General features: G+C 68.9%; 25 protein-coding genes. 16 read left to right on the forward strand and 9 right to left on the reverse strand.

Annotated elements, in window-relative coordinates:
• Positions 1-25: 25 nt before the first annotated feature.
• From KME82_RS24135 to KME82_RS24165, 7 genes are all read right to left on the reverse strand, one after another.
• The gene (locus KME82_RS24135; RefSeq protein ID WP_215496281.1) at positions 26-1,015 is read right to left on the reverse strand and encodes an AAA family ATPase; all 990 of its coding nucleotides are present in this window, start codon (positions 1,013-1,015) and stop codon (positions 26-28) included.
• Entirely contained in the window at positions 1,012-2,226 is a 1,215-nt protein-coding gene (locus tag KME82_RS24140) for a DUF4350 domain-containing protein (protein WP_215496282.1), read from the reverse strand. Before KME82_RS24140 ends, KME82_RS24135 begins: the two co-directional genes overlap by 4 nt.
• Positions 2,223-3,884 carry a DUF4129 domain-containing protein gene (locus KME82_RS24145; RefSeq protein WP_215496283.1) on the reverse strand — a complete coding sequence of 554 codons (1,662 nt, stop codon included), beginning with the start codon at positions 3,882-3,884 and terminating at the stop codon, positions 2,223-2,225. Before KME82_RS24145 ends, KME82_RS24140 begins: the two co-directional genes overlap by 4 nt.
• Entirely contained in the window at positions 3,881-4,894 is a 1,014-nt protein-coding gene (locus tag KME82_RS24150; RefSeq protein WP_215496284.1) for a stage II sporulation protein M, read from the reverse strand. Before KME82_RS24150 ends, KME82_RS24145 begins: the two co-directional genes overlap by 4 nt.
• Positions 4,891-5,574 carry an RDD family protein gene (locus KME82_RS24155; RefSeq protein WP_215496285.1) on the reverse strand — a complete coding sequence of 228 codons (684 nt, stop codon included), beginning with the start codon at positions 5,572-5,574 and terminating at the stop codon, positions 4,891-4,893. The genes KME82_RS24150 and KME82_RS24155 overlap by 4 nt, the downstream gene beginning before the upstream one ends.
• Complete coding sequence (locus tag KME82_RS24160; protein ID WP_215496286.1) at positions 5,574-6,086, reverse strand: RDD family protein; 513 nt, start codon at positions 6,084-6,086, stop codon at positions 5,574-5,576. Before KME82_RS24160 ends, KME82_RS24155 begins: the two co-directional genes overlap by 1 nt.
• A 68-nt stretch (positions 6,087-6,154) precedes the next feature.
• Positions 6,155-6,697 carry a gamma carbonic anhydrase family protein gene (locus KME82_RS24165; protein WP_036108115.1) on the reverse strand — a complete coding sequence of 181 codons (543 nt, stop codon included), beginning with the start codon at positions 6,695-6,697 and terminating at the stop codon, positions 6,155-6,157.
• A 297-nt stretch (positions 6,698-6,994) separates the two neighbouring features.
• Between KME82_RS24165 and KME82_RS24170 the strand changes: the two genes are divergently transcribed.
• From KME82_RS24170 to xth, 4 genes are all read left to right on the forward strand, one after another.
• The gene (locus KME82_RS24170) at positions 6,995-8,422 is read left to right on the forward strand and encodes a coniferyl aldehyde dehydrogenase (RefSeq protein ID WP_215496287.1); all 1,428 of its coding nucleotides are present in this window, start codon (positions 6,995-6,997) and stop codon (positions 8,420-8,422) included.
• Between the two features lie 561 nt (positions 8,423-8,983).
• Entirely contained in the window at positions 8,984-10,258 is a 1,275-nt protein-coding gene (locus KME82_RS24175; RefSeq protein ID WP_215496288.1) for a hypothetical protein, read from the forward strand.
• The gene (locus KME82_RS24180; protein ID WP_215496289.1) at positions 10,255-11,481 is read left to right on the forward strand and encodes a hypothetical protein; all 1,227 of its coding nucleotides are present in this window, start codon (positions 10,255-10,257) and stop codon (positions 11,479-11,481) included. Before KME82_RS24175 ends, KME82_RS24180 begins: the two co-directional genes overlap by 4 nt.
• A 28-nt stretch (positions 11,482-11,509) precedes the next feature.
• Complete coding sequence (gene xth, locus KME82_RS24185) at positions 11,510-12,280, forward strand: exodeoxyribonuclease III (protein WP_215496290.1); 771 nt, start codon at positions 11,510-11,512, stop codon at positions 12,278-12,280.
• 224 nt (positions 12,281-12,504) lie between these two features.
• Here the strand turns inward: xth and KME82_RS24190 are convergent, their stop codons facing one another.
• Together KME82_RS24190 and KME82_RS24195 are read right to left on the reverse strand one after the other, a co-directional pair.
• Positions 12,505-12,780, reverse strand: coding sequence for a GlsB/YeaQ/YmgE family stress response membrane protein (locus KME82_RS24190; protein WP_215496291.1), 276 nt, complete (start codon positions 12,778-12,780; stop codon positions 12,505-12,507).
• 334 nt (positions 12,781-13,114) lie between these two features.
• Positions 13,115-14,512 carry an AMP-binding protein gene (locus tag KME82_RS24195; protein WP_215496292.1) on the reverse strand — a complete coding sequence of 466 codons (1,398 nt, stop codon included), beginning with the start codon at positions 14,510-14,512 and terminating at the stop codon, positions 13,115-13,117.
• A gap of 220 nt (positions 14,513-14,732) precedes the next feature.
• Between KME82_RS24195 and KME82_RS24200 the strand changes: the two genes are divergently transcribed.
• The 12 genes from KME82_RS24200 to rpmG all read left to right on the forward strand — a co-directional run bounded on the left by KME82_RS24200 (position 14,733) and on the right by rpmG (position 23,489).
• Positions 14,733-15,341, forward strand: a complete 609-nt coding sequence (locus KME82_RS24200) for a 4'-phosphopantetheinyl transferase family protein (protein ID WP_215496293.1) — start codon at positions 14,733-14,735, stop codon at positions 15,339-15,341.
• A gap of 185 nt (positions 15,342-15,526) precedes the next feature.
• Positions 15,527-16,192 carry a 16S rRNA (guanine(527)-N(7))-methyltransferase RsmG gene (gene rsmG, locus KME82_RS24205; protein ID WP_215496294.1) on the forward strand — a complete coding sequence of 222 codons (666 nt, stop codon included), beginning with the start codon at positions 15,527-15,529 and terminating at the stop codon, positions 16,190-16,192.
• A gap of 189 nt (positions 16,193-16,381) precedes the next feature.
• Positions 16,382-17,200, forward strand: a complete 819-nt coding sequence (locus tag KME82_RS24210; protein ID WP_215496295.1) for a ParA family protein — start codon at positions 16,382-16,384, stop codon at positions 17,198-17,200.
• Complete coding sequence (locus tag KME82_RS24215) at positions 17,197-18,114, forward strand: ParB/RepB/Spo0J family partition protein (protein ID WP_215496296.1); 918 nt, start codon at positions 17,197-17,199, stop codon at positions 18,112-18,114. The genes KME82_RS24210 and KME82_RS24215 overlap by 4 nt, the downstream gene beginning before the upstream one ends.
• 395 nt (positions 18,115-18,509) lie before the next feature.
• Complete coding sequence (locus KME82_RS24220) at positions 18,510-18,941, forward strand: hypothetical protein (protein WP_215496297.1); 432 nt, start codon at positions 18,510-18,512, stop codon at positions 18,939-18,941.
• A gap of 127 nt (positions 18,942-19,068) precedes the next feature.
• A complete protein-coding gene (locus KME82_RS24225; RefSeq protein WP_215496298.1) occupies positions 19,069-19,803 on the forward strand; it encodes a hypothetical protein in 735 nt (244 codons plus the stop codon).
• Positions 19,800-20,765, forward strand: coding sequence for an NAD-dependent epimerase/dehydratase family protein (locus tag KME82_RS24230; RefSeq protein WP_215496299.1), 966 nt, complete (start codon positions 19,800-19,802; stop codon positions 20,763-20,765). The genes KME82_RS24225 and KME82_RS24230 overlap by 4 nt, the downstream gene beginning before the upstream one ends.
• Before the next feature lie 335 nt (positions 20,766-21,100).
• Complete coding sequence (locus tag KME82_RS24235; RefSeq protein WP_215496300.1) at positions 21,101-21,826, forward strand: glycosyltransferase family 2 protein; 726 nt, start codon at positions 21,101-21,103, stop codon at positions 21,824-21,826.
• A 10-nt stretch (positions 21,827-21,836) separates the two neighbouring features.
• Complete coding sequence (locus KME82_RS24240; protein WP_215496301.1) at positions 21,837-22,178, forward strand: lipid-A-disaccharide synthase N-terminal domain-containing protein; 342 nt, start codon at positions 21,837-21,839, stop codon at positions 22,176-22,178.
• A 10-nt stretch (positions 22,179-22,188) separates the two neighbouring features.
• Positions 22,189-22,830 carry a hypothetical protein gene (locus tag KME82_RS24245; RefSeq protein WP_215496302.1) on the forward strand — a complete coding sequence of 214 codons (642 nt, stop codon included), beginning with the start codon at positions 22,189-22,191 and terminating at the stop codon, positions 22,828-22,830.
• Between the two features lie 244 nt (positions 22,831-23,074).
• On the forward strand, positions 23,075-23,311 hold the full coding sequence (rpmB, locus tag KME82_RS24250; protein WP_036107951.1) for a 50S ribosomal protein L28: 237 nt from the start codon (positions 23,075-23,077) through the stop codon (positions 23,309-23,311).
• A 13-nt stretch (positions 23,312-23,324) separates the two neighbouring features.
• Positions 23,325-23,489, forward strand: a complete 165-nt coding sequence (gene rpmG, locus KME82_RS24255) for a 50S ribosomal protein L33 (RefSeq protein WP_031370656.1) — start codon at positions 23,325-23,327, stop codon at positions 23,487-23,489.
• Positions 23,490-24,075 lie beyond the last annotated feature (586 nt).

The raw sequence follows: 24,075 nt of genomic DNA on the forward strand, positions 1-24,075 counted from the left end.
CACGCCTGCTTTCATCAAAATGCACTCATTGACGCGGCGCTTCCACCGTGGCGAGCAGCTGGTGCAGCACGTCGTCGGGCGATTGGCCTTCGATCTGCAGCTCCGGCGCCAGCGCGATGCGATGGCGCAGCACCGGCTTGGCGATTTCGCGCACGTCGTCGGGAGTAACGAAATCGCGGTCGGACAGCACCGCCTGCGCGCGCGCCGCGCGGATCAGGCCGAGGCTGCCGCGCGGACCGGCGCCGAGCGAGATGCCGGCCCAGTCGCGGGTCTTGCCGACGATGCGCACCACGTAATCGATCACCGCCTCGTCCACCCGCACCAGCGCGGTGCCCTGCTGCATCGCCACGATCTCTTCCGGACCGAGCACGCGCCGCACCTGCGACAGATCGAAATCCGACGCGCTGCGGCCCAGGCTGACCGCGGTGACCATGCGCTTTTCGTCGGCGCGGCTGGGGTAGCCGATCAGGATCTTCAGCAGGAAGCGATCGAGCTGCGCTTCGGGCAGCGGATACGTGCCTTCCTGCTCGACCGGATTCTGGGTGGCCAGGGTCAGGAACGGCGGCGGCAGTTCGAAGCTGTGGCCTTCGATGGTGACCTGCAGTTCCTGCATCGCTTCGAGCAAGGCCGACTGGGTCTTGGCCGGGGCGCGGTTGATTTCGTCGGCCAACAGCAGATTGGTGAACACCGGGCCGCGACGGATATTGAAGCTCTCCGTCTTGGGGTCGTACACCGCATGCCCGCTGATGTCGCTGGGCATCAGGTCGGGCGTGAACTGCACGCGCGCATAGCCGCAATCCAAGGCCTTGGACAATGCGCGCACCACCAGGGTCTTGCCCAGGCCGGGCACGCCTTCGAGCAGCGCGTGACCGCCGGCGAGCAGCGCGATCAGGATCTGGTCGAGCACGTCGGCCTGGCCGATGAAGGCCTTGCTGACTTCCTCGCGCACGGCGGCGGCGCGTTGCGCCAGCGCGGTGCCGGTGATCGGAACGAGCGGGGCGGCGTCGAGGCTCATAAGCGGTTTCTCATGCGGATCAAAGTGGCGATGCGGGTGCGGAACGCGGCGTGGTCGCGCGTCAGCGGCTGGGTCAAGGCGTCGCCGATCGCGGCGGCGCCCAGGGTCGGGTCCTGCTTGTAACGTTCCACCAGCAGCGCGACCTGTTCCTGGCCCTGCTGCGCGGCGGCATACGGATCGCGGCGGCGCAGGCGCAGCAAGAAGGCGCGACGCGCGGCTTCGTACAGGATCGCGCCATAGCCGTAGCGGTAGATGTGTTCGCCGCTGGCGACGATGTGTTCGAGCAGCGAGCGCCGTTCCAGCGCCGGCGCCGGCCGCAGCGGACCGAAGCGCTGGGTGCGCTGCCACAGCCAGCCCAGCAGCCACAGCAGCAACGGCACCCACGCCATCCAGCTGTTGAAGATCAGGGTCTTCCACAGCGACGGCACTTCCGCCGCGTAGATCAGATGGATGGTGCCGGCGCGGTAGTTCGGCGCCAGCAACTGGCGCGTGAATGCCGCGTTGGCCGGTTCGGCGATTTCGTCGGTGCCGAAATTGAACGCGCTCAGCAAGGGATTGGCGTTGCCGCGGTTGGACAGGAAGTCCATGTCGGCGAGCACGTCGACCGAACCCTTGCCGCGCGGGAAACGCGCGTAGACGTAGGCGTCGTCTTCGTCACCCCAGGCGTAGTCGGGTTCGACATCGCTGTTGTAGTAGTAGAACCGGCGCGCGTTGCAGAACAGGCTCTGCGGTTCGAGCCCGCGTTCGTACAAGCCGACGCAGTCGTTGCGCTGGTTCTCCGCGCTGCTGTCGCTGGCGTCGAGCAAGGTCAGGCCGAGCGTATCGAGCACCGGCACCGGCGACTCGCCGAGTTTTTCGCGCAGCGGCGGCGTGCGCACGATCAGATGGCCGCCGCGTTCGACCCAGCCGAGCAGTTGGTCGGCATCGGCTTTCGACAGCGTGCGCGGGTCGCGGTAGATCAGCACCGTGTCGCGCGGCTGCAGCGGATGCAGGGCCAGCGCCAGGCGCTGGCGCGCGTCGACCTTGACCTTGTCGTTGCCCAGGGCCAGCTTGAGGATGTACAGCGGGTTGCTGGCCGCTTCGCCGCTGCGCGGCTCGTCGACGGTTTCCTCGACCTTGACGTAGTTGCTGCGCCACAGCGAAACGCCGACCAGCACGGCAACGATCACCACCACCGCGGCGGCGATGGTCAGGGCGAGATTGCGGTTCATGCCGCCCACCCGAAGCGCTGGCTGAGCTGGCCGACCAGATCGTCGAAGTCCTGCGACTCGGGCAGGCTTTCGGCGTAGGCCGCGTACTGCCAGGTGCGCACGGCGCGCGCGAACACCTCGCGCTCCTCGGCCGAACCGAGCTTGCGCGAGGCGCGCAGGCACTGCGCCTCGGTCGCGCCGGGCACCAGCACGATGTCGGCGCGCTTGGCCATCGACTCGACCGCGGCGCGGTACATCAGCGCGAGCGCATCGCGATGGCGGCCGGCCTGCCACAGGCGGCGGATCGCGGTGGGCAGGTTGTCGGGCAGCGGTTCGGGCTCGCTGTGGACCGCGGTGCGCACGCCGGCGGGCGCCTGTTCTTCTTCGCTGGCGCCGCCGCGAAACCAGCCCAGCCAGCGGCCGAGGGTGAACGCCAGCACGCCGACGAGCAGCGCCACCAGGCCCCACATCAGCAGCTTCGCGAACGCGGCCAGGCCGCCGCCGAGGCCCTCGAACTTGGACGGATCGACCGGCTTGGGCTCGTCTTTCTTTTTCTTCTCGGCCTCGTGCTTGGGCTTCCACACCGTCTGCTTGCGCTTGGGCGCGACCGTGGGGTCCTTCATCGCCTTGGCGACCGCATCGCGCAGGGCGCGATCGTCGCTGCGCTGATCGCCGTAGATCTCGTTCAAGGTCGACGGCAGGCGCTTGGCTTTCTTGCCGTCGATCACCCCGCGGATCGGCGCGCTGGTCGGTTCGTACGCTTCTTCGTCGCCTTGTTCGTCGTCGCCGCTCGCCTGCGCGGGCGGCGCCTGCTTGGCCGGCGCCTGCATCGCCGAGGCGTCCGGCGCCGAGGGCTCCTGCGCCGGCGCATCGGCCATCCAGCCCAAGGTCAGGCACAAGGCGAGGAAACTCGGCGCGGCCGCCGCGGCCAGGCGCGCGCGCAGGCGGCGGAACACGATCTCGATGTCCCAGCCTTCGATATCGGTGCGGCGATTGAGGTACAGGCCGAAGCCGGCGCCGACATAGAACGGCTCGATCACGCTGACCGCGATCCAGACCACCAGGTTCAACAGCGCGTTGAACCACTGCGACTGCTCGGTGAACGATTCCAGCAAGGCCTTGAACGTATCGGGCAGGTAGTCGAACGGGATGAACATCATCGCGCCGAGCAAGGTGCCGATCACCAGCAGGATTTCGAAATTCATGCACACCAGAGTCAGCAGCGCGCACATGCCGTAGACCGGCGCGCCCAACGCGGCGCGACGCTGGCGCGCCTCGCTGCCGCTGCCGCCTTCGAGCAGGTCCACCGGCAGGTACAGCGAACGCGCCGGGCCGAGCCGGCGCCAGGTCAGGTACGGCAACCACCAGCGCGCGCCCCAGCGGAACTGCGCGCGCACGGTCTGGCGCGTGCCCGGGGTTTCGCCGAACACCGCGCGCGAGATCACGAACAGCACGATGCGGTCGAACCACGGCTTGAGCCACCACATCAGCAGGCCCGACAGCCACAGCAGGTCCAGCGCCCAGCCGGCCGCGTTGAGCAGCACCAGGATCGGCACGGTCACCAGCAGCCAGGGTTTCCAGATCGCGCCGGCGTGGCGGCGCACCAGGGCCATGCCGAGTTCGGCCGCTTCCCAGGAGGTGCGCGGACGCAGGGTGACGGTGAGCGCTTCGAGTTTCATGCGGCGTCTTCGTCGTCGCGATGGATCGCGTTGCGGCCGCCGCGCAGCAGCCATACGAACACCAGCGCCCACAGCACCGCGCCGACCGTGTACTTGATCGACGCCGGGACGCTGGCAATCGACGACCAGAACGCTTCGACGAAGGCCGCGAACACCAGCATCGCGAACACGCCGATGCAGATCTTGGCGCCGCGCCGGCCGCCGTGGATCAGCGAATCGATGCGCCGGCGCTGGCCCGGCGCGATCAGGCTCAGGCCCAGGCGCAGGCCGGCGCCGCCGGAGATCACGATCGCGGTGAGTTCGGGCGCCGAATGGCCGGCGACGAAGCGCCAGAACGGATCGCCGTGGCCGACCGCCTGCAGGTGGCCGGCGACGCCGCCGATCATGATGCCGTTGAAAATCAGCACGAACACCGTGCCGAGCCCGGCCAGCAGGCCGCTGGCGAAGGTCTGGAAGCCGATGCCGACGTTGTTGCCGATGTAGTGGGCGAACATCTGCAGATCGTCTTCGCTGGTGCGGCCCAGATCGCCCTTGCCGGCCGGGTCGTACATCTGCTCGAAGCTGGCCAGGCTCTGCGCGTCGAACAGGCCGGCGGCGAGGTCGGGCTTGACCTGGATGGCGATGAAGATCGTCACCAGCGGCACCACGAACAACAGCGCCGCGGCCAGCATGCAGCGGGCCTCGGCGCGCACCAGCCGCGGGAAACCGGCCAGCAGGAATTCGACCGCGCGCCGCCAATGCACCGGCTTGGTCCGGTACAGCACGCTGTGGCCGCGCTGCATCAACTGCTGCAGACGATCGGTGACCACCGCGCTGTAGCCGCGCCGACGCGCCAGCGCGAGCTGCTGGCACAGCCGGCGGTGGCGCGCGGGCAGTTCGTCGTCGGCGATGCCGGTCCATTCGCGCCGATGGCGGCGCGCATCGCGCGCGCTGACCGAGCGTTTTTCCAGCCACAGCTCGAAATCGCGCCATTCGGCCTGGTGGCGTTCGACGAAGCGTTCCTGTCTCATCGGCGGCCCAGCAACCAGTTGGCGATGCCGTACAGGCGCATCACCGCGGCCTGGCCGCGCGACAAGGTCAGCGGTTCGACCAGCTCGGCCAGTTCGGCCTGGCGCGCCGCGGTCAGGCGCGGCGCGCGTTCGGCGAAGGCGACCACGGCCGCCTGTTCGTGCTGCAGCAACACGATGGCCGGCGCGAGCGCAGGCGCGACCTGCGCTTCGTACAAGGTCTGCTGGCGCGCGGCGTGGACCACCAGGGTGCCGGCGACCATGTCGCCCAGGCGCCGGCCCCACGGATCGATCAGGCTGGTCACCAGGCCCACCGCGTACCCGACCGGCAGCGCATCGACCACGCGCAGCAGGTTGCGGGTGAACGACGCCATCCAGCCGACCGGCGCGCCGTCGGCGGCGACCACCCGCAGCCCCAGCGCCCACTTGCCGGGCGTGCGGCCCTGCATCAGCACTTCGAACAGGACCATGTAGAACCAGCTCATCACGAAAGTGACCAGCATCAGGATCGCGTAGCCGGCGCCGCCGAACAGCGCGGTCAACACTTGATACAGCGCCATGTAGATCGCGATGCGCGCGATCAGGTCGAGCACATAGGCCAGCGCGCGCGGCAGCGGCCCGGCCGCGCGCAGGTGCAGGGCCACGCCCTCGGGCGTCACCACATGGCGGTAGGTGTCGAGCATCAGACGATGACGACCTTGGTGTCGGCGAGCAGGTCGTGCAGGCAGCGGCTTTCCTCGCCGAAGATCCACACGACATTGATCAGCGAGAACATCAGGCCGATGCACGGCACTTGTTCGAGTAGCCCGACCACCAGCATGCGCAGGCCGAAGATGCGGCCGAAGCTGGCGTGGGTGCCGTCGTTGCGCACGATCTTGATCCGCATCCAGCGCTTGCCCAGGGTCTGCGAGGACTGCGCCAGCAGCACCAGCTGATAAATGAACAAGCCCAGCGCGGCCAGCAGCGCGACGCAGGAGGTGATCAGCTGCAGCGGCGAGGGGTCCTTGCTGTCGGGTTCGAGCCCGACCGCGACGAACAACGGAAAGAAGCACACCATCATCAGGCCCCAGTCGATCAGCCGCGCGACCAGGCGAATCCACGGATCGGCCTTGATGGTCCGGTCGTCCACCCAGGCATAGGCCGGCAACGGCGGCGGCGCGCTCGGCGCGGCGTACGGATTCTGCAAGTCTTCCATGCGGTACCGAGTCCTGAGTCCTGCTTTTTTCCCCTGCCGCGACTGTAAACGCGGCCACCGGGCCATGGCTAGCCCGGCGTCATGCCCAGGTAACGGTCCTTCAGGCGCACATAGTGCTGCGCGCTGTATTGCAATTGCTCGATCTCGCGCTCGCTGAGCGTGCGCGCCAGCCGGGCCGGATTGCCGACCCACAGCTCGCCCTCGCCGACCACCTTGCCCGGCGCGATCACCGCGCCGGCGCCGACGAAGCCGAAGCGCGAGACGCGGGCGCCGTCGAGGATCTTCGCGCCCATGCCGATCAGGGCGAATTCGTCGATGGTGCAGGCGTGGACGATGGCGCCGTGGCCGATGGTCACGTCGTTGGCGATCACCGTCGGCAGGCCGCCGGGACGGGTGAACGGACCTTCGTGGGTGACATGCACGATGGTGCCGTCCTGCACATTGGTGCGCGCGCCGATGACGATCGAATTGACGTCGCCGCGCACCACGCAACCGGGCCAGATCGAGACATCGTCGCCCAGGGTGACCGCGCCGATGACGGTCGCGGCGGGGTCGACGTAGACGCGTTCGCCCAGGCTGGGGAAGGCGTCGAGATAGGGACGTAGGCTCATGGGGCTAGTGTAAGCGGTGAGGCGCGACGCGCGACGCCGCGGACGGCAGCCGACACGCAGGGCAAGCCGGGTTGCACGGGTCGGAACCTGTGCGTCGATCCAGCCCCGCAGCGAAACCCTAGTTTTTCGTAAGCGGCCTCAGCCCGATGTCGCCCCCGATCGCGCCCCGCCACCGCGACCTGCAGGCCCGACACCGGCCCGCCGCCCACAAGACGGCCGCCGCGCCCCCCTCGCCTGACCTCAGCCGCCCCGCCGCCGGCACACTTCCGTGCGGCGCGGACGACTACACTGCGGCGTATGGACATCCTCGCCGACACGCCCGTGACCGACCTGCCCGCGACCCGCGAACGCCTGCGCACCACCTGGCAGGCCCGCAAGCCCGACCTCGCCCAGCGCCGCGCCGACCTGATCCGCCTGCGCGACGCGTTCCGCGCCAGCGTGCCGCAGATGGACGCAGCGATCCGCGCCGACTTCGGCCACCGCTCCAGCCACGAGAATCTGCTGTCCGAAGCGATGATCACCCTGGCCGAGATCGACCATGCGATCAGCCACCTGCGCCGCTGGTCGCGTCCGCGTAGCGCCTCGGTCGGCTGGCGCTTCTGGCCGGCACGCGCGGAAATCCGGCCCGAACCGGTCGGCGTGGTCGGCATCCTGTCGCCGTGGAATTACCCGGTGAACCTGGCCCTGGTGCCGGTGGTCTCGGCGATCGCCGCCGGCAACCACGTATTCCTCAAGCCATCCGAACATACCCCGCGCACCTCGCAGTTCCTGCGCGAGTTGCTGGCCGAGGTGTTCCCGGAGGACCGCGTCGCGGTCGCGCTCGGCGGGCCGAAGGTCGGCGCGGCGTTCTCGGCGCTGCCGTTCGACCATCTGCTGTTCACCGGTTCGACCGCGGTCGGCCGCAAGGTCATGGCCGCGGCCGCGCCGCACCTGACCCCGGTCACCCTGGAACTGGGCGGCAAGGCGCCGGCGCTGATCTGCGCCGACTATCCGATCGACCTGGCCGCCGCGCGCATCGCCAGCGGCAAGTGGTTCAACGCCGGCCAGACCTGCATCGGCGTGGACTACGTGCTGGTCGACGCCGCGCGCCGCGACGAACTGGTCGCCGCCTTGCAAAAGCAACTGCGCGAGCGCTACGGCGACCTGCACGCGCCGCAGGACTACACCCGCATCATCAACGCCAGCCAGTACGCGCGGCTGTCGGGGTATCTGGACGACGCGCGCAGCCGCGGCGCGCAGGTGATCGAACCGTTCGCCGATCCGGCCCTGCGCGAACAGCGCCAGGCCGAGCGCATCTTCCCGCCGACGCTGGTGATCGACCCCGACCCGCAATCGCAGGTCATGCAGCACGAAATCTTCGGCCCGATCCTGCCGGTGCTGTCCTACCGCACGCTCGACGAAGCGATCGCGCGCATCAACGCGCTCGACCGCCCGCTGGCGCTGTATCCGTTCGGCAACGATCGCGCGCAGATCGAGAAGATCCTCGCCAACACCCTGGCCGGCGGCGTTACCGTCAACGACACCCTGTTGCACTTCGGCGTCCACGACCTGCCGTTCGGCGGCATCGGCCCCAGCGGCATCGGCGCGATCCACGGCCGCAACGGCTTCGACACCTTCAGCAAGCTGCTGCCGGTGTTCCACCAGCGCCGGCTGGTCGCCAGCGATCTGCTCAAGCCGCCGTACAAGGGCACGATCGACACGATGATCCGCTGGCTGGCGAAGTAATCGCCGCGGTTCGAACGGCATCTGATGCGCGTGGCGATGCCCGCGCGCGATCGGACGATCCACGGCAGCGGCCTGGCTGGCGAAGTAATCGCCGCGGTTCGAACGGCATCTGATGCGCGTGGCGATGCCCGCGCGCGATCGGACGATCCACGGCAGCGGCCCGATCGATGCCGCGCGAATGCACGCCGCGACGCCGCCGCGCGAACCGACCTGCATCGCGCCACGCAGCACGGCGCATCGGGCTTTTGCCCACTTCGAAAAGGGGGCGGCATTCGCGCAGCGAATGCGGGGGATTTGCTTTTGATCTTGATCTTGCCGTGGCAGCGCATGCGCGCGGACGAAGGCCACCGTCTCCACTGCGTTTCAACCCGGCAGCCGCGGCTGCCATAGCCTGCGTGCCTAAATCGAGGCGAATCGATGCGATGATCCCCCGGCCGGCCTCAACCCCGGTTACCGACACTGCACGAGACGCACGCCATGGCCGGCCCACCCTCGCTTCCACCAGGATCGCTTCCAACCGAGCCGCTTTCAGAACAGCCGCTCCCGCCGGACCCAACTCCCGTGCCCGCAGCACGATCGGACCGGCGCGTGTTCTGGTACTCGCTGGCGGTGTATCCGGTCGCCTCGGCGCTGTGGCTGCTGTGGGTCACGCTGACCTACGGCACCGCCGACGCCGAAGTCTTCGATTACCTCAACGCGATCCTGATCAGCCTCGCCGTGGCCGCGGCGCTGCCGGTGCCGGTGCTGATCTGGGCCGCCTACCGGCGCAAACCGCTGCAGGCGCTGGCCGGACTCGCCTTCGGCGCGATCGCGGCGGTGATCGCATTGCCGCTGAGCATGGAGCTGGTCGGCAGCCGCCGTTACGGCCAGTTCGAACACGACAAGGCGCAGTTCGCCGCGTTCCAGCAGACCGTGCGCGGCGGCGATCGCGCGCGCATCCGCGCGCAGCTGCGCGCGTTGCCGGGTAATTTCAGCGCGCCGCACGCGCTGTGCGCCCTCGGCGGCGGCGCCACCTACACCTTCGAACGCTGGCTGTGGTTCAACGATCACGCTTACGGCGAGCCGCTGCCGAGCAAGGACTTGCACACCGCCGCGACCGCGGTGGTCGAGGGCGACTGGCCGCGCGCGGAGAAACAGGCCGCGCTGCTGACCGTGCTGCGCTATCTGCTCGATCGCGAGGAGACCACGCGCTTCCCGGCGTGGGCCCGGCTGTGGCGCGCGACCTTGGAACAGCCCGATGCGCCCGGCGCGACCTTGTTCGACCCAGATTACGAAGGCGATTACGGCGGCTGCGATCTCGGCGATCCGGCCGACCCGGTGTTCCGGCGCTGGCACGACGAGGGCCTGCGCATGTGGATGCAGGCCGGCTTCGGCTTCGCCGGCGAACAACACCGCTGGGCCCTGCATGCGGTGCGCTCCAAGGCGATGCTCGATGCTTTGTTCGCCGCCGATCCGACATTCGCGACGTTGCTCGGCAGCGAGCACTACCTCGGGCAAGAAGCGCTGTCGGCGCAGGTCGACGATCTGTCCGCGCGCCTGGATCGCAGCGAGCGCCCGGGCGAGTTGGCCGACCTGGTCGAGGCTCTGGCGAAGGCCAGCGTCGATCCGACCCGATCCGTATCGGGCGTGTCGCCGTGCCGGCGCTTCGACCAGGCCGAGGCGCAGCGCGACGCGAGCAAGGATTCGCCGCAACGTCGCGCGGCCGCGGCGCGCATTCGCAGCCAGTGGTGCCCGGCCGGTTTGAAGGCACCGGTCGCGGCGGCCAAGCCGCCCAAGGCCGAGCCCGAACCGTCGGCGCCGCCCACCGACGATGCAGAACCGGTACCGCAGCCATGAATCAGACCACCCCGCCCGCCGCCGCACCGCCGCTCAACTTCACCGGCAGGCAAATCTTCGCGCTGTGCCTGATCGTCGTCGCGATCGGCAGCTGGGTCGCGCTCGAATTGCTCGCCGACGCCGACTACCCCGCCGGCCAGCACCGTTTCATGAGCGTGCTGTGCATTGCCGGCAGCGCGTTCGCGGCCTTGGTCACCGGCGCGCTGGCGCGTCGCATCGGCGCGGCGCTGCTGGGCTGGGCGCTTGGACTGCTGCTCGGCGTCGCCAGCCACGCCGTCGTCACCCGGATGCAGGCGCAGTCGGCGCAGGACCTGCAGACCGCCCGCCACGACGCGATCGAACGGCTGCTGCGCGACGCCGCGGCCAAGCGCGAACCGGCCGCGCTCGGCGCGGGCATGAAGAACCTGCCGCTGTCGGTGCCCGGCGTGTTCTGCGTGCTCGCCGACCTCAACAGCAACGAGGCGGCCAAGGCCTATGCACCGCCCGAGCCGGCATCGACCGACACGCTGATGCACCTGGGCGCCGGCATGGTCGCCGCCGGCGATCGCGCCGCGACCTTGCCGCAGCGGCAGCTCGCGCTGCGCTATCTGCTGTCGGTGCTGGTCAATCGCGACGAACCCGCGCGCCTGCCGCAATGGCTGGAGCTGTGGCGGCGCAACCAGCCCGGCGGCCGCGCCGACGCGGTCGAACTGGCCGACGAGGTCGGTTGGGATTCGCCCGAAGACTGCCCCAACAACACCGGCGCCGACGATCTGGGCGAGGTGTTCCGCGCCTGGGGGCCCGACGGATTGCGCACCTGGCGCGAGGCCGGCTTTCGCTTCACCACCGCGCAGCAGTACCAGTTGCTCGAGCACGTGTTCAACGCGCAGGCCCTGGACCAGCTCGTCGCCGCCGGCGTCGACGTCAACGCCTCGCCCTATCCCGGCGCCGGGCCGGTGCCGCAGACCGCGTTGTTGCCGCACGCCGAAGGCCTGGGCCTGAGACTCGCGGTCGGATCGTCCGCCGATTCGAGCATAGACCTGGACCTGGTCGCCGCGTTCGTGCGCCACGGCGCGGACCTGCGCTCGCGCGACGAACACGGCCGCGACGCCTGCGCGCGATTGAAGGAAGGCCTGAAAGAACAGCGCGACGACGACCTCCCCGCCCCCGACCCGGCGCAAGTCGCGCGCGCGCAGGCGCTGCTGTGCCCGGCGAGCGTCAAGACGCCCGCCGCGCCGCCGTAATCCCATCCCGACCGCTACACTCACGCCCATGAAAATCGTCAGCTGGAACGTCAACTCCCTCAACGTGCGCCTGCCGCACCTGGAACAGTGGCTGGCCGGGTTCGCGCCGGACATCGTCGCGCTGCAGGAAACCAAGCTCGAGGACCCGCGCTTTCCCGATACCGCGCTGAGCGCGGCCGGTTATCGCAGCGTGTTCGCCGGGCAGAAGACCTACAACGGCGTCGCCATCGTCTCGCGCGAGAACGCGCAGGACGTGCAGATCGGCATCCCCGGGTTCGAGGACGAGCAAAAGCGCGTGATCGCCGCCACCGTCGGCGGCCTGCGCATCGTCAACCTGTACGTGGTCAACGGCCAGGACGTGGGCACCGACAAATACGCCTACAAGCTGCGCTGGCTCGATGCGGTGCATGCGTGGATCGAGCAGGAAATCCGCCAGTACCCGGACCTGATCGTGCTCGGCGATTTCAACATCGCCCCGCAAGCGCGCGACACCCACGACCCGGCGGTGTGGAACGAGGACCACATCCTGACCTCGACCGCCGAACGCGACGCCTTGCAGCGCCTGTTGTCGCTGGGGCTGCACGACGCTTATCGCTTGCACCACCAGGAAGAAGGCCAGTTCTCGTGGTGGGATTACCGTCAGGCCGGCTTCCGCCGCAACCTGGGCCTGCGCATCGACCTGACCCTGATTTCCGAATCGCTGCGCGGCCGCTGTATCGCCGCAGGCATCGACCGCGAACCGCGCACCTGGGACCGGCCGAGCGATCATGCGCCGGCTTGGGTGGAGTTGGCGGGGTGAGGTTCGCTGCGGGTTGATTTAGCTCGGCTTTGATGTTGCTCGGCTGGATTCGGCCGGATTCGGCTGACGTGGCCCTGACGATTTTGCTTTTGCTCGTCATTCCCGCGAACGCGGGAATAACGTCCTGAAAGATTTCTCCACCCCAGCAACGCAAAAGGCCCGGCGATCGCCGGGCCTTTCGTTTCCAATCGTTCAACAACGCAAGCCTTGCGCAACCGCTGCGCTCAACGCACCCGGCCGCGACGGAACAGGTTCACGATCGCGAGCAGCACGACCGCGCCGACCAGCGACAGCACCAGGCCGCCGAGGTTGAAGGCGCCGCTGTTGATGGTGCCCGCGCCGATGCCGAGCACGCCACCGAGCCAACCGCCCAGGAACGCGCCGACGATGCCGACGATGATGTTGAGGAACACGCCCTGCTGACCATCGGTCCTCATGATCATGCTGGCGATCCAACCGATGATGCCGCCTACGACCAGCCAAATGATGATACCGAGCATGTGCGTCCTCCTGGCAATTCGATGATGTCGAAACAATGCGCTGCGAAGCGCGCCGTAGTGCCCTGACAGGGCGAGCGCAGTCTGGATCGCGCTGCGTGACGACAGCGTAAGAAAAACCCGGGATCGAACGGCACGCCGAACGATGAATCAGTCACGATTCGCCGGCGTACGCGCGATGATTGCGCTGCGCACGCACCGAAGGTTCACACATCGTGTGACCACGCGTTCGCTTCCGTGATGAGGAGCGTGCGCAGCGGCAACGGCGTCGTGAACCGACGAGGCCGTGAAGACGAGGCCGCGAACGAAGCATCCACCGCAAACCCGCCGCGAGGCTTTACTCGTCGGTCGCGTCGGCGGCCTGCAGCATCGCTTCGAGCGCATGCCGCGGCAGCTTGCCGGTCTCGTTGCGCGGCAATGCATTGACCCGACGCAACGGTCGCGGCAGGAACACCGGATCGATGCTCTGGCGTAGCGCGTGGACGATCTGCGACTCGCTCAGCCTCGGCGCGACCACCAGCGCGGCGATGCGGCGCACGCCGAACGCATCGGCGGCGTCGAGCTGCAACACCACGCCGTCGACGACGCCGTCGATCGCCAGCAGCTTACGGGTCAGATCGCCGAGCGAGGCCCGCTTGCCGGCGATTTCCAGCAGATCCGCGCTGCGGCCGCGCAGCACGAACCGGCCGTCGGCCTCGACTTCCATCAGGTCGGCCAGCACCACCGGTTCGGGCAAGTGCGGGGCGTGGATCGCGGTGCCGTCGGGTTGCGGGCACACGCGCACGCCGGGCAACGGCGTCCACGCGCTTTCGCACGCGGTGCGGCGGCGCGCGAACACGCAGGTTTCGGTGGAACCGAACACTTCACGCACTTCGCAGCGATAGCGCGCTTCGGCCAGCTGCGCGAGCTCGACCGGCAGCGGCGCGGTCGCCGAGACGATGCCGGCCAGCGCCGGCAGTTCGATCCCGGATTCGACCAGCGCGCGCAGATGCACCGGCGTGGTCACCAGCAGCGGCGGGGTCGGCGCATCGCTCAACGCGCGCGCGACATCGCCGGGGAAAAACGGGCGCTGCGCATGCACCGCGACCGGCCCGAGCAAGGGCAGCAGCACCGACATCTCCATGCCGTACATGTGCTGCGGCGGCACGGTCGCAACCAGAAAGGTGACCTCGTCGCCGCGCAGCAGATCGTCGAGCGCGGCCAGGTTCTGCGCGGTGCTGGTGCGAAACGCCTGCCAGGTCTTCGGATTCGGCTTGGGCTGGCCGGTGCTGCCGGAGGTGAAGCCGATCGCCAGCAAGCCGCGCGCGTCGACCTGCAAAGCCTCGCCGTCGAGTTCGGCCAGCGTGGTCGGCAAGTGCAGATAGCGCGGCGGCGCCGGGGCCAGTGCCTCATCGCCGATGCAGTAGCTGTCGGGGTAGCGCGCCAGCACGTCCTCGACCACCGCCGGCGCACGCGAGGACGGCAGCAGATTGGTCTGCCCGCGCAGGGCCACCGCGCACAGCGCGACCAGGAAGCGATAGCGGTTTTCGCACAGATTCACCGCGTACTGCGCCTGCGGCAGCTTAGCGGCCAGCGCGCGCACTTCGCGTTCGAAACGGGCCCGTTCGACGATGCCGTCGGCGCCGAACGCGAGCGCGCGCTGCGAGGCGCCGGCCACGAGGGCGAATACGTCGGCCTCGGGCGAGGCGAGATCCTGGCTGAGCGCGTTCTGGCTCGGATCGAAAACCGCTGACATCAAAGTGTTTGTCCCGCGGCTGCGGCCGCTTGTCGTGTATGCAACTTGCTCCGGTCCAGCTGAATCGCATGCCGACGGCCGATCGCCGCCGCGCCCGCGCGCGATGCCCACGCCGCCGCGCCCCCGCGCTGCGTCCGTGGCCTGATCGCGTATCAACCAACCCGCCCCAAGGGTTTAGCTTACGCTGAGCGGCCCGGCGCCCGCCAAGAATCGCTCGTTCATGTCCCTGTCCGGCCGTTCACCTTCCCCCGCCGATGCGATCCACCAATCCGACGATGGCGCGGTGCGCTGGACCGGCCTGGCGCATGCGCACGGGCAACCGGCCGAGCCCGAAGCGCGACGCTGGCTGGCCGCGCAGTTGCGCGATCCGGACCTGTCGCTGTGGCGCGACGAACGCCAGCGCCCGCACCTGAGCCCGCCGCATCAGGACTACGACTGCAACTGGAGCCACAGCGGCGAGCGCCTGCTGGTCGCGCTCGCGCCGCGGGCGCGGGTCGGGGTCGACCTGGAGCGACTGCAGCGCCGGCCGCGCGCGATCCAGATCGCGCAGCGTTACTTCACCGCCGACGAAACCGCGTGGCTGGCCGCGCATCCCGATCTGGACCGCGCCTTCCTGCGCCTGTGGTGCGCCAAGGAAGCGGTGCTCAAGGCGCATGGGCACGGGCTGTCGTTCGGCCTGGAGAAACTGCGTTTCGCCGAACACGACGGCGCCCTGCGCCTGATCGAATGCGATCCCGCCCTGGGCGAGCCGGCGCAATGGCGACTGAGCGAAATCGCCCCCGAGCCCGGCTACCTGGGCGCGCTGGCGTGGCGCCCGCACGAAACCTGAGCGCAAACCTCGGTGCCCATCTGTAGGAGCGGCGCGAGCCGCGACCGCGAACCCCCGACGACGACGCAAACGACATCGCAACGGTTCGCACCCCGCACCGAAACAAACGCCACGCCGCCTCGCCCGCCACCCGCATCCGGTCCCGCCCAACCAATCGCCCCCACGCGATCAGCGATAATCCCCGCATGAACGCCCCCCTCTCCCTGCCGCCCGCGCTGCGCGCCGATCTCGAATCCGGCCTGAGCGCGCTCGCGCTCGACCCGGCCCTGGCCACGCCGCTGCTGGACTACCTGGCCCTGCTCGCCCGCTGGAACCGCACCTACAACCTCACCGCCGTGCGCGACCCGCACGAGATGGTCGGCAAGCACCTGCTCGATTCGCTGGCCATGCACCGCTACGTCGACGCCCTGGCGCAGCGCGGCGGCGCCCTGGCCGACCTGGGCACCGGCGCCGGCCTGCCGGGCATTCCGCTGGCGATCGTCAAGCCCGGCCTGCGCGTGACCCTGGTCGAGAGCAACGGCAAGAAGGCCCGCTTCATGCGCGAAGCGCTGCGCCAGCTCGGCCTGAAGGACGCGCGGGTGGCCGAATCGCGGATCGAGGCGTTCGCCGAACCCGGCGCATTTGACGCCATTACCGCGCGCGCGCTGGCGACCTTGCCGCTGATCCTCGAACTCGGCGGCCACCTGCTCAAGCCCGGCGGGGTGCTGCTGGCGATGAAGGGCCAGCGCCCGGACGAGGAAATCGCCGCGCTGCCGGACGGCTGGGAAGTGCGCGCGGTCGAGGCGCTGCAGGTGCCGGGACTGGTCGGCGAGCGCCACATGGTGACCGTCGGCCGCCGCGGCGAAGGCTGATCGGGACGCCCACGCCGGGCGAGTACCATACGGCGGCCCGCCCGAGCGTGTGTCGACGGGCGTCTTGACGGCCCGCCGCTGCCTGCGCAAGCGCGGGGCAGCTGGCGCGGGCATAATCCCCAGTCCGGCCGGCGCCAGGCGCCGTCCGCTTTCTTTCGTCATCACACCGAACAGCAGGGGACGAGCCGCATGGCCCGCATCATCGCCGTCGCCAACCAGAAGGGCGGGGTCGGCAAGACCACCACCGCGGTCAATCTGGCCGCCGCGCTCGCACGTACGCCCAAGAAAGTGCTGCTCGTCGACCTGGACCCGCAAGGCAACGCGACCATGGGCAGCGGCATCGACAAGCGCCAGCTGGACAATTCGGTGTGCGACGTTCTACTCGGCGAAGCCGACGCGGCCGCCACGATCGTGCGCACGCAGGAGGAGTTCGACCTGCTGCCCGGCAACATCGACCTGACCGCGGCCGAGATCAGCCTGATGAACCAGGACGGGCGCGAGCAGCGGCTCAAGCGCGCGCTGGCGCCGCTGCGCGCCAGCTACGACTACATCCTGATCGACTGCCCGCCGGCGCTGTCGCTGCTGACCTTGAACGCGCTGACCGCGGCCGACTCGATCATCGTGCCGATGCAGTGCGAGTACTACGCCCTGGAAGGCCTGAGCGCGCTGGTCGACACGATCGAGGCGCTCAAGGCCAACCTGAATCCTTCACTGGAAATCGAAGGCGTGTTGCGCACCATGTTCGACGTGCGCAACAACCTCGCCAATGCCGTGTCGGCCGACCTGACCACCCACTTCGGCGACCGCGTGTTCCGCACCATCGTGCCGCGCAACGTGCGCCTGGCCGAGGCGCCGAGCTTCGGCCAGAGCATCGTCGGCTACGACAAGGCCAGCCGCGGCGGCATCGCCTACATGGGCCTGGCCGGCGAAGTGCTGCGCCGCCAGCGCGAACGCGACCAGGCCGCCAAGGCCGGCGCGCGCCCCGCCAGCGCGGAGACCGCGGCATGAGCAATCCCGCCAAGAAGCGCGGCCTGGGCCGCGGCCTGGAAGCCCTGCTTGGCCCGAAGGCCGCCGCCGAGGCGCCGGCCCTGGTCGAGGCCCAGCCCGGCGACCTGCTGCGCAACCTGCCGGTCGATTCGCTGAGCGCGGGCAAGTACCAGCCGCGCAAGCACTGGGACGAAGCCAAGCTCGCCGAGCTGGCCGAATCGATCAAGGCCCAGGGCGTGATCCAGCCCATCGTGGTGCGCGAGATCGGCGAACGCGGCGGCAAGACCTACGAGATCATCGCCGGCGAACGCCGCTGGCGCGCCTCGCGCCTGGCCGGGCTGAGCACGATCCCGGTGGTGATCCGCGAAGTCGACGACCGCACCGTGGTCGCGATGGCGCTGATCGAGAACATCCAGCGCGAAGACCTCAACCCGCTGGAAGAAGCGCAGGCGCTCAGCCGCCTGATCGACGAATTCGACCTCACCCACGCCCAGGCCGCCGAAGCGGTCGGCCGTTCGCGCGCGGCGGTGTCCAACCTGCTGCGCCTGCTGGAACTGCCGGCCGAGATCCGGGTGCTGGTGGAAACCCGCGCGCTGGAAATGGGCCATGCGCGCGCGCTGCTGACCCTGGCGCCGCAGGCCGCGATCGCGGTCGCGCGCCAGGCCGCCGAGGCGGGCTGGTCGGTGCGCGAGGTCGAGCATCGGGTGCAGCAGCTGGCCGCCGGCAAGATCCCGGTCGCCGGCAAGCCCAAGCCGGCCAAGGCCAAGCCGCAGGCCGACATCGCCACGCTCGAGCGCGAGCTGTCCGAATCGCTGAACACCAAGGTCAACGTGCTGCACGGCCGCGCCGGCAAGGGCCGGCTGGTGATCCATTACAGCGACCTGGATTCGCTGGAAGGCGTGCTGGAGAAGCTGCGCGGGAAAGTGGTCGACTGAGTCTGGCTTGAGGCTTCGATGCATCTGAGACGAGAGCATCGGGGCTGAAGCCCCTCCCACAAAAGACCTCGCAGCCACGCAAATAGTCCAAGGGACGAAGCCGCCGATCGCCGCGCGACGCCAGGATTATTGTGGGAGAGGCTAGAGCCCCGACGCTCTGCGATCAGCCCCCGCGCCCCAGTCCAGAGCACCGGCTCGACTGATCCGCACTAGCCTGTCCTCGCCCGCCCTGCGCGGGTCGCCCGGAGCCGTCCTGTGACGTCCCGCCCGGGCGTCCGGGGATAATCCACTAAACTGACGCATTCGATCGTGCCAATACGCCTGCCGGACCTGCTCCGGCCGGGCGCGAACGTCGTCGCCGCAAACGAACCACACCACCGATAGGGAGATTGCACATGAAATGGATGGCCGCCGCCGCATTGATGCTGGCACCGGTTATGGCTTTGGCGCAGTCCGGGTCCTGCCCGGAACTGAAGAATCCGGAGTTGAAGTGGAGCCAGCGCCAGGGCGCGAACTACACGATCTGCTACCTGGAGCTGCCGTCCAGTCTGGGCTCGGGCAGCGGGTTCGGGGTCTACCTGGGCAGCCGCACCTTCAAGCCGGACAAGAAGGCGCGCGCCGAGAAGGGCAGCGTCGGCAGCCAGCAGGTGCAGTGGTTCAAGAAGCAGACCGTCAACAACGCGCGCCCCTACTCGCGCGAAGCGCTGGTCAACCTGCCGGGCGCCAAGCCCAAGAGCAAGGTCCGGATCTACACCTGGATCGACGCGGCCACCGCCGAGCAACTGGACGAAGCCTTCGGCCTGGCCCGCCAGGTCGCGGTGCAGTAAACCTGCGCGCAGTAACCGGCAGGCCGTAAACCGGTCGAACGGCGACGGACGCGCTTTGCGAACGTCGCCGTGGCCGGCCGAGCCGGACTGGCCCGGTCCGGCCGGCCCGGATAAGGAGATCCTCCGCATGATCGAGACCGTACTGCTGAGCGTCGTGCTGGGCGCGACGCCCTCGCCGCCGCCCTTGCCGCCGCTGCCGCCGATGTGGCCCGGTCCGGTGACCTCGCCCCAGCCGCAGGACGACGTGCACCTGGACTGGGCCGACCCGGTCGGCCGCTTGCGCGACGGCGAGCTGATCTACCACCCGCCGCTGATCGAGCCGTGGTATCCGTCGGTGCCGGAGACGCTGATCGATGTCCCGCCGCTGCCTGAGCGGCCGCAGGACCCGCTGCAGTGGGCCGATCCGGGCCATCCGGCGGCCGCGGCCGGCCCCGAAGGGATCGATGGCCCGCCGGACCTTCCGCCGCTGCCCGCCCCCGAGGCCGCCCCCTTCGCCTGCCCGACCCTGCCGGCCGCCGCCGGCCTGCGCTGGGTGCATGAGCGCGGCGAGGATTTCGACCTGTGCTACGCCTATCCGCGCGCGGCACCGAAGCAGCCCGACGCGCCGGCGCGCTTCGGCCTGTACCACGGCCTGCATCCCAGCTTCGATCCGGCGTCGCGCCAGCCCGTCGCCCAGGGCACGATCGACGGCCGCCCGGTGCGCTGGTTCCAGGCCCGCAGCGGCGGCGCCTACGCCCGCGAGACCTTGTTCTCGCCGCGAACCAGGCGCTACGGCTGGACCCTGCACCTGTGGATCAATGCAGCCAATGCAAAAGAACTGAGCGACACTTTGCCCATCGTCAGCCAACTCCCCCTCCAATGACCCTCCTAGTCACCGGCGCGGCCGGCTTCATCGGCGCGAACGTCTGCCGCGCGCTGCGCGCGCAGGGTCGCGACGTCGTCGGCCTCGACAACTACAACGACTACTACGACCCCCGACTCAAGCGCGATCGCGTGCAGGCGCTGTGCGCCGAGGTGGACATCCGCGCGCTCGACCTGGGCGACCGCGACGGCCTGAGCGCGCTGTTCGACGAATTCGCCTTCGACCGGGTGGTCCACCTGGCCGCGCAGGCCGGCGTGCGCTATTCGCTGACCAACCCGCATGCCTATGTCGACAGCAACCTGGTCGGCTTCGTCAACCTGCTCGAGCTGTGCCGCCATCGCGGCGTGCAGCACCTGGCCTATGCCAGTTCCTCGTCGGTGTACGGCGATTCGGCCAGGCCGCCGTTCTCGGAAGACCAGCGCATCGACCAGCCGCGCTCGCTGTACGCGGCGACCAAGGCCGCCAACGAGCTGATGGCGCACACCTACGCGCATCTGTACGGCCTGCGCTCGACCGGTCTGCGTTTCTTCACCGTCTACGGCCCCTGGGGCCGGCCGGACATGGCGCCGCTGCTGTTCTCGCGCGCGGTGCTCGCCGGCCGCCCGATCGAGGTGTTCAACCACGGCAAGATGCGCCGCGACTTCACCTACATCGACGACATCGTCGCCGGGGTGATCGGCGCGCTCGATCACCCGCCCGAACAGGACCCGCCGCACCGGGTGTTCAACCTGGGCAACCACACCCCGGTCGAACTGGAGCGCTTCATCCAGGTCATCGCCGATGCCGCCGGCCGCCCGGCCGAAAAGGTCTACAAGCCGATGCAGCCCGGCGACATGATCGAGACCATGGCCGACACCTCGCGCGCGCAGGCCGCGTTCGGGTTCGAGCCGGCGACCGCGATCGAGCAGGGCCTGCCGCGCGTGGTCGAGTGGTGCCGCGACTATTTCGGCGACGATGCCTGACATTCGCGGCCATTCCGGCGAAGTAAGCTGATCCCGGCCCGCCCCGCGGGTGCGGGTGCGAGTCGCCGGGCCGGGCGGGCCGGGGCTCCACCTGGCACGCACCGACACCCCGCCGACGCGCGCGTGTTCATGATCGCTGGCCGAACGCCGGCGCCGCGGCCGTTCACGTCAGCGCGGCCGAGGCTTAAGCTGCCGGTGTTTTTCGCCTGCGACGGCGGCATCCCGTGTTGCAACCCCGACCCATCCGCCCCGGAACCGCTGCGCCGGCCCGCCCATCACTCCACGCTGACCAAGCCCTGGGCTGAAATACCCCGCATTCCTCGCGAACCCCATCGATGACCCAATCCCCCCAACTCTCCGTCGTCGTCCCCGTGTTCAACGAACAGGACAACGTCGCGCCCCTGGTCCAGGAAATCGTCACCGCGCTGCGCGGGGTGACCGATTTCGAAATCGTCTATGTCGACGACCATTCGCGCGACGGCACCCTGGCGGCACTCGAAGCGCTCAAGGCCGGCGTGCCCGAGCTGCGCGTGCTGCACCACGTGACCCAGAGCGGCCAGAGCACCGCGGTGCGCAACGGGGTCAGGGCCGCGCGCGGCGCCTGGATCGCGACCCTCGACGGCGACGGCCAGAACGACCCGGCCGACATCCCCAAGCTGCTGGCCAAGCGCGCCGAATCGGCCGGCGACGTGCGCCTGTTCGCCGGCTGGCGGGTCAACCGCCAGGACTCGGGCAGCAAGCGCTGGGCGTCGAAGTGGGCCAACGCGATCCGCAGCCGCATGCTGCGCGACGACACCCCCGACACCGGCTGCGGCATCAAGCTGTTCGAGCGCGCCGCGTTCCTGGAACTGCCCTACTTCGACCACATGCACCGCTACCTGCCGGCGCTGATGCAGCGCGCCGGCTGGAAGACCCTGAGCGTGCCGGTCAATCACCGCCAGCGCAGCACCGGCGTGTCCAAGTACAACAACCTCAACCGCGCCCTGGTGGGCATCAGCGACCTGCGCGGGGTGGCCTGGCTGATCCGCCGCGGCAAGCTGACCCAGATCGTCGAACGCTGAGGCCGCGCCGATGAACTTCGATTTCATGAATTCGCCGATCGTCTGGCTGGCCTGGACCGGCCTGCACATGTCGCCGTGGAAGCTGATCGGCCTGGTCGGCGCGCTGATGTTCGGCGGCCGCTGGCTGGTCCAGTTCATCGCCAGCAAGCGCCAGGGCAAGCCGGTGATCCCGCGCGCGTTCTGGTACATGAGCCTGGTCGGCAGCGTGATGACCCTGAGCTACTTCGTGTTTTCGCAGAAGCAGGACTCGGTCGGCGTCATCCAGAACCTGTTCCCGGCCTTCACCGCCGCCTACAGCCTGTACCTGGACATCAAGCACCGCGGCTGGCACCGCGACCGCGCCAGTCACTGAGGCGCGATGCTTGATCATCCAGTGGGCGTATACGCTGAAAGCGCCCTGGGGCGCGGTCCTGATCCTGGCGCATATCGTATTGATCGCCGCGCTGATCCTGGACCTGGACCGGGCCTACCGGATCGCCGTCGGCAAGCCTCTCAACCCCCTGCTGCCGCCCGGGCTGTTTCCGCCGGCCACGCCCGGACTCGCGAACAAGGCCCCTAAGCGCAGCGGCGGCAGATTGCGTAACGGGCTGCTGCTGGCGTTCCTCGCGCTGGTCATCGTCCCGAGCGCACTGCCCAGTCCCCTGCCTGGCGGTTCCTTCTGGAGCGTGCTGCTCGCTGGCGGGGGAATGGCGGTGGCCCTCGGCTTGAGCCACCTGTGCCAGACGCGCGGCTGGCGCGTCGCCGAATACGGCCTGATCGCCGTCGCGGCGGCCTGCCTGGTCGGCATGATGCTGCATCGGTACTGGTTCGCCGGCGACGAGGGACTGCGGCACTACCTGGTGATGGTCGGCCTGTTTGCCGCCATCGTGACCCTCATGGCCCTGTCTTACGGCCTCATGCGATCCTGGCCACCGCCGCGGACACCCGCCCAGGCGCACGTCCGCTTTGTACTGGGATTGATCCTGACGGGCCTGCTGATCGCCCTGTTCTTCATCCGCGCCTGACCCCTGCGGCCTGAACGCGCCTGCATTTGTTGTCGCGGCCCGGGGCCTGGGGCATAATGCCCGGCTCGTTGTGTCCGGCTGCCTCTAGGGGCATCACCGGGCGGCCGTCGGAAGCGCGATTCCGGGCCGCCACGTACGGCGAGATTCCTTACCTGTATCGCGCGGTGCCAGCCTTCGAAAGAGCGCGGTGCCGGGGCCGCCGCCTCCCTGGCCAAGGGAAGCAAGACTCCTTTCGAGGTGCGTAATGTCCCGCGTATGCCAAGTAACGGGCAAGCGAACGACGACCGGCAACAACGTCTCGCATGCCATGAACAAGACCCGCCGCCGTTTCATGCCCAACCTGCACGAGCGCCGCTTCTGGGTCGCCAGTGAGAACCGTTGGGTGAAGCTGCGTGTTTCCGCCAATGCCCTGCGCACCATCGACAAGAACGGTATCGATTCCGTCCTCGCCGAACTCCGCGCACGCGGCGAAAAGATCTGAGGAGGATCGAACCATGGCTTCCAAGCGCGACAAGATCCGCCTGATCTCGACGGCGAACACCGGTCACTTCTACACGACCGACAAGAACAAGAAGAACACCCCGGCGAAGATGGAGGTCAAGAAGTACGACCCCGTCGTCCGCAAGCACGTGATCTACAAGGAAGGCAAGATCAAGTGAAGCAATGGCGCGTTCGGGCATAGCGCGAACGCCTTTGCCATTGCTTCATCCCCGCGAAAGCGGGGATCCAGCGCCTTCAGAAGCGAACCCGCCTACATGGCGGGTTTTCTTTTGGGCGAAGGTTTTTCTCTGGTTCGATGCGCTCAGAGTCAATGCGCAGACACCCGCATGACGGAGCGGACATGCGCGACCCATGCCCACGTTGAATAGAGGGCGAGCGCCCGTCGCGAGTTCGAAGTCGGATCGAAACGGCAGCGCGGGGGATTTGCCTTTGGCGCACGCACGCAGCGCAAGAGCAATCGGCCACTAATTTTTCGTGGGCCGGCGATGAAAGTCACTGGATTCCCGCGTTCGCGGGAATGACGAGGCTGGGGAGCCGACGCGCCTCGTGCTTCCTCTCGCCTGCTTCCTCTCGCCTGTTTCCTGTTTCCTGTTGCCTGTTTCCCGCTTCCCCCTTCCCGTTTCCCCCTTCCCGTTTCCCCCTTCCCGTTTCCCCCTTCCCGTTTCCCCCTTCCCGTTTCCCGTTTCGTGATTTTCCGAAGCGACAACACCAAAAATTCAAGCAACCCCTCACGACCGTCATCCC

Origin of the sequence: Lysobacter capsici (genome assembly GCF_018732085.1) — a bacterium.
Taxonomy (GTDB): Bacteria; Pseudomonadota; Gammaproteobacteria; order Xanthomonadales; family Xanthomonadaceae; genus Lysobacter; species Lysobacter capsici_A.

Bases quoted from the DNA above. Each gene is read 5' to 3' on its own strand.
- rpmG (WP_031370656.1), top strand. From the start codon at position 23,325: ATGGCTTCCAAGCGCGACAAGATCCGCCTGATCTCGACGGCGAACACC.
- KME82_RS24165 (WP_036108115.1), bottom strand. From the start codon at position 6,697: ATGAGCCTACGTCCCTATCTCGACGCCTTCCCCAGCCTGGGCGAACGC.
- KME82_RS24140 (WP_215496282.1), bottom strand. From the start codon at position 2,226: ATGAACCGCAATCTCGCCCTGACCATCGCCGCCGCGGTGGTGGTGATC.
- KME82_RS24195 (WP_215496292.1), bottom strand. From the start codon at position 14,512: ATGTCAGCGGTTTTCGATCCGAGCCAGAACGCGCTCAGCCAGGATCTC.
- KME82_RS24170 (WP_215496287.1), top strand. From the start codon at position 6,995: ATGGACATCCTCGCCGACACGCCCGTGACCGACCTGCCCGCGACCCGC.
- rpmB (WP_036107951.1), top strand. From the start codon at position 23,075: ATGTCCCGCGTATGCCAAGTAACGGGCAAGCGAACGACGACCGGCAAC.
- KME82_RS24155 (WP_215496285.1), bottom strand. From the start codon at position 5,574: ATGCTCGACACCTACCGCCATGTGGTGACGCCCGAGGGCGTGGCCCTG.
- rsmG (WP_215496294.1), top strand. From the start codon at position 15,527: ATGAACGCCCCCCTCTCCCTGCCGCCCGCGCTGCGCGCCGATCTCGAA.
- KME82_RS24215 (WP_215496296.1), top strand. From the start codon at position 17,197: ATGAGCAATCCCGCCAAGAAGCGCGGCCTGGGCCGCGGCCTGGAAGCC.
- xth (WP_215496290.1), top strand. From the start codon at position 11,510: ATGAAAATCGTCAGCTGGAACGTCAACTCCCTCAACGTGCGCCTGCCG.
- KME82_RS24200 (WP_215496293.1), top strand. From the start codon at position 14,733: ATGTCCCTGTCCGGCCGTTCACCTTCCCCCGCCGATGCGATCCACCAA.
- KME82_RS24190 (WP_215496291.1), bottom strand. From the start codon at position 12,780: ATGCTCGGTATCATCATTTGGCTGGTCGTAGGCGGCATCATCGGTTGG.
- KME82_RS24235 (WP_215496300.1), top strand. From the start codon at position 21,101: ATGACCCAATCCCCCCAACTCTCCGTCGTCGTCCCCGTGTTCAACGAA.
- KME82_RS24150 (WP_215496284.1), bottom strand. From the start codon at position 4,894: ATGAGACAGGAACGCTTCGTCGAACGCCACCAGGCCGAATGGCGCGAT.
- KME82_RS24180 (WP_215496289.1), top strand. From the start codon at position 10,255: ATGAATCAGACCACCCCGCCCGCCGCCGCACCGCCGCTCAACTTCACC.
- KME82_RS24160 (WP_215496286.1), bottom strand. From the start codon at position 6,086: ATGGAAGACTTGCAGAATCCGTACGCCGCGCCGAGCGCGCCGCCGCCG.
- KME82_RS24210 (WP_215496295.1), top strand. From the start codon at position 16,382: ATGGCCCGCATCATCGCCGTCGCCAACCAGAAGGGCGGGGTCGGCAAG.
- KME82_RS24230 (WP_215496299.1), top strand. From the start codon at position 19,800: ATGACCCTCCTAGTCACCGGCGCGGCCGGCTTCATCGGCGCGAACGTC.
- KME82_RS24220 (WP_215496297.1), top strand. From the start codon at position 18,510: ATGAAATGGATGGCCGCCGCCGCATTGATGCTGGCACCGGTTATGGCT.
- KME82_RS24240 (WP_215496301.1), top strand. From the start codon at position 21,837: ATGAACTTCGATTTCATGAATTCGCCGATCGTCTGGCTGGCCTGGACC.
- KME82_RS24225 (WP_215496298.1), top strand. From the start codon at position 19,069: ATGATCGAGACCGTACTGCTGAGCGTCGTGCTGGGCGCGACGCCCTCG.
- KME82_RS24145 (WP_215496283.1), bottom strand. From the start codon at position 3,884: ATGAAACTCGAAGCGCTCACCGTCACCCTGCGTCCGCGCACCTCCTGG.
- KME82_RS24135 (WP_215496281.1), bottom strand. From the start codon at position 1,015: ATGAGCCTCGACGCCGCCCCGCTCGTTCCGATCACCGGCACCGCGCTG.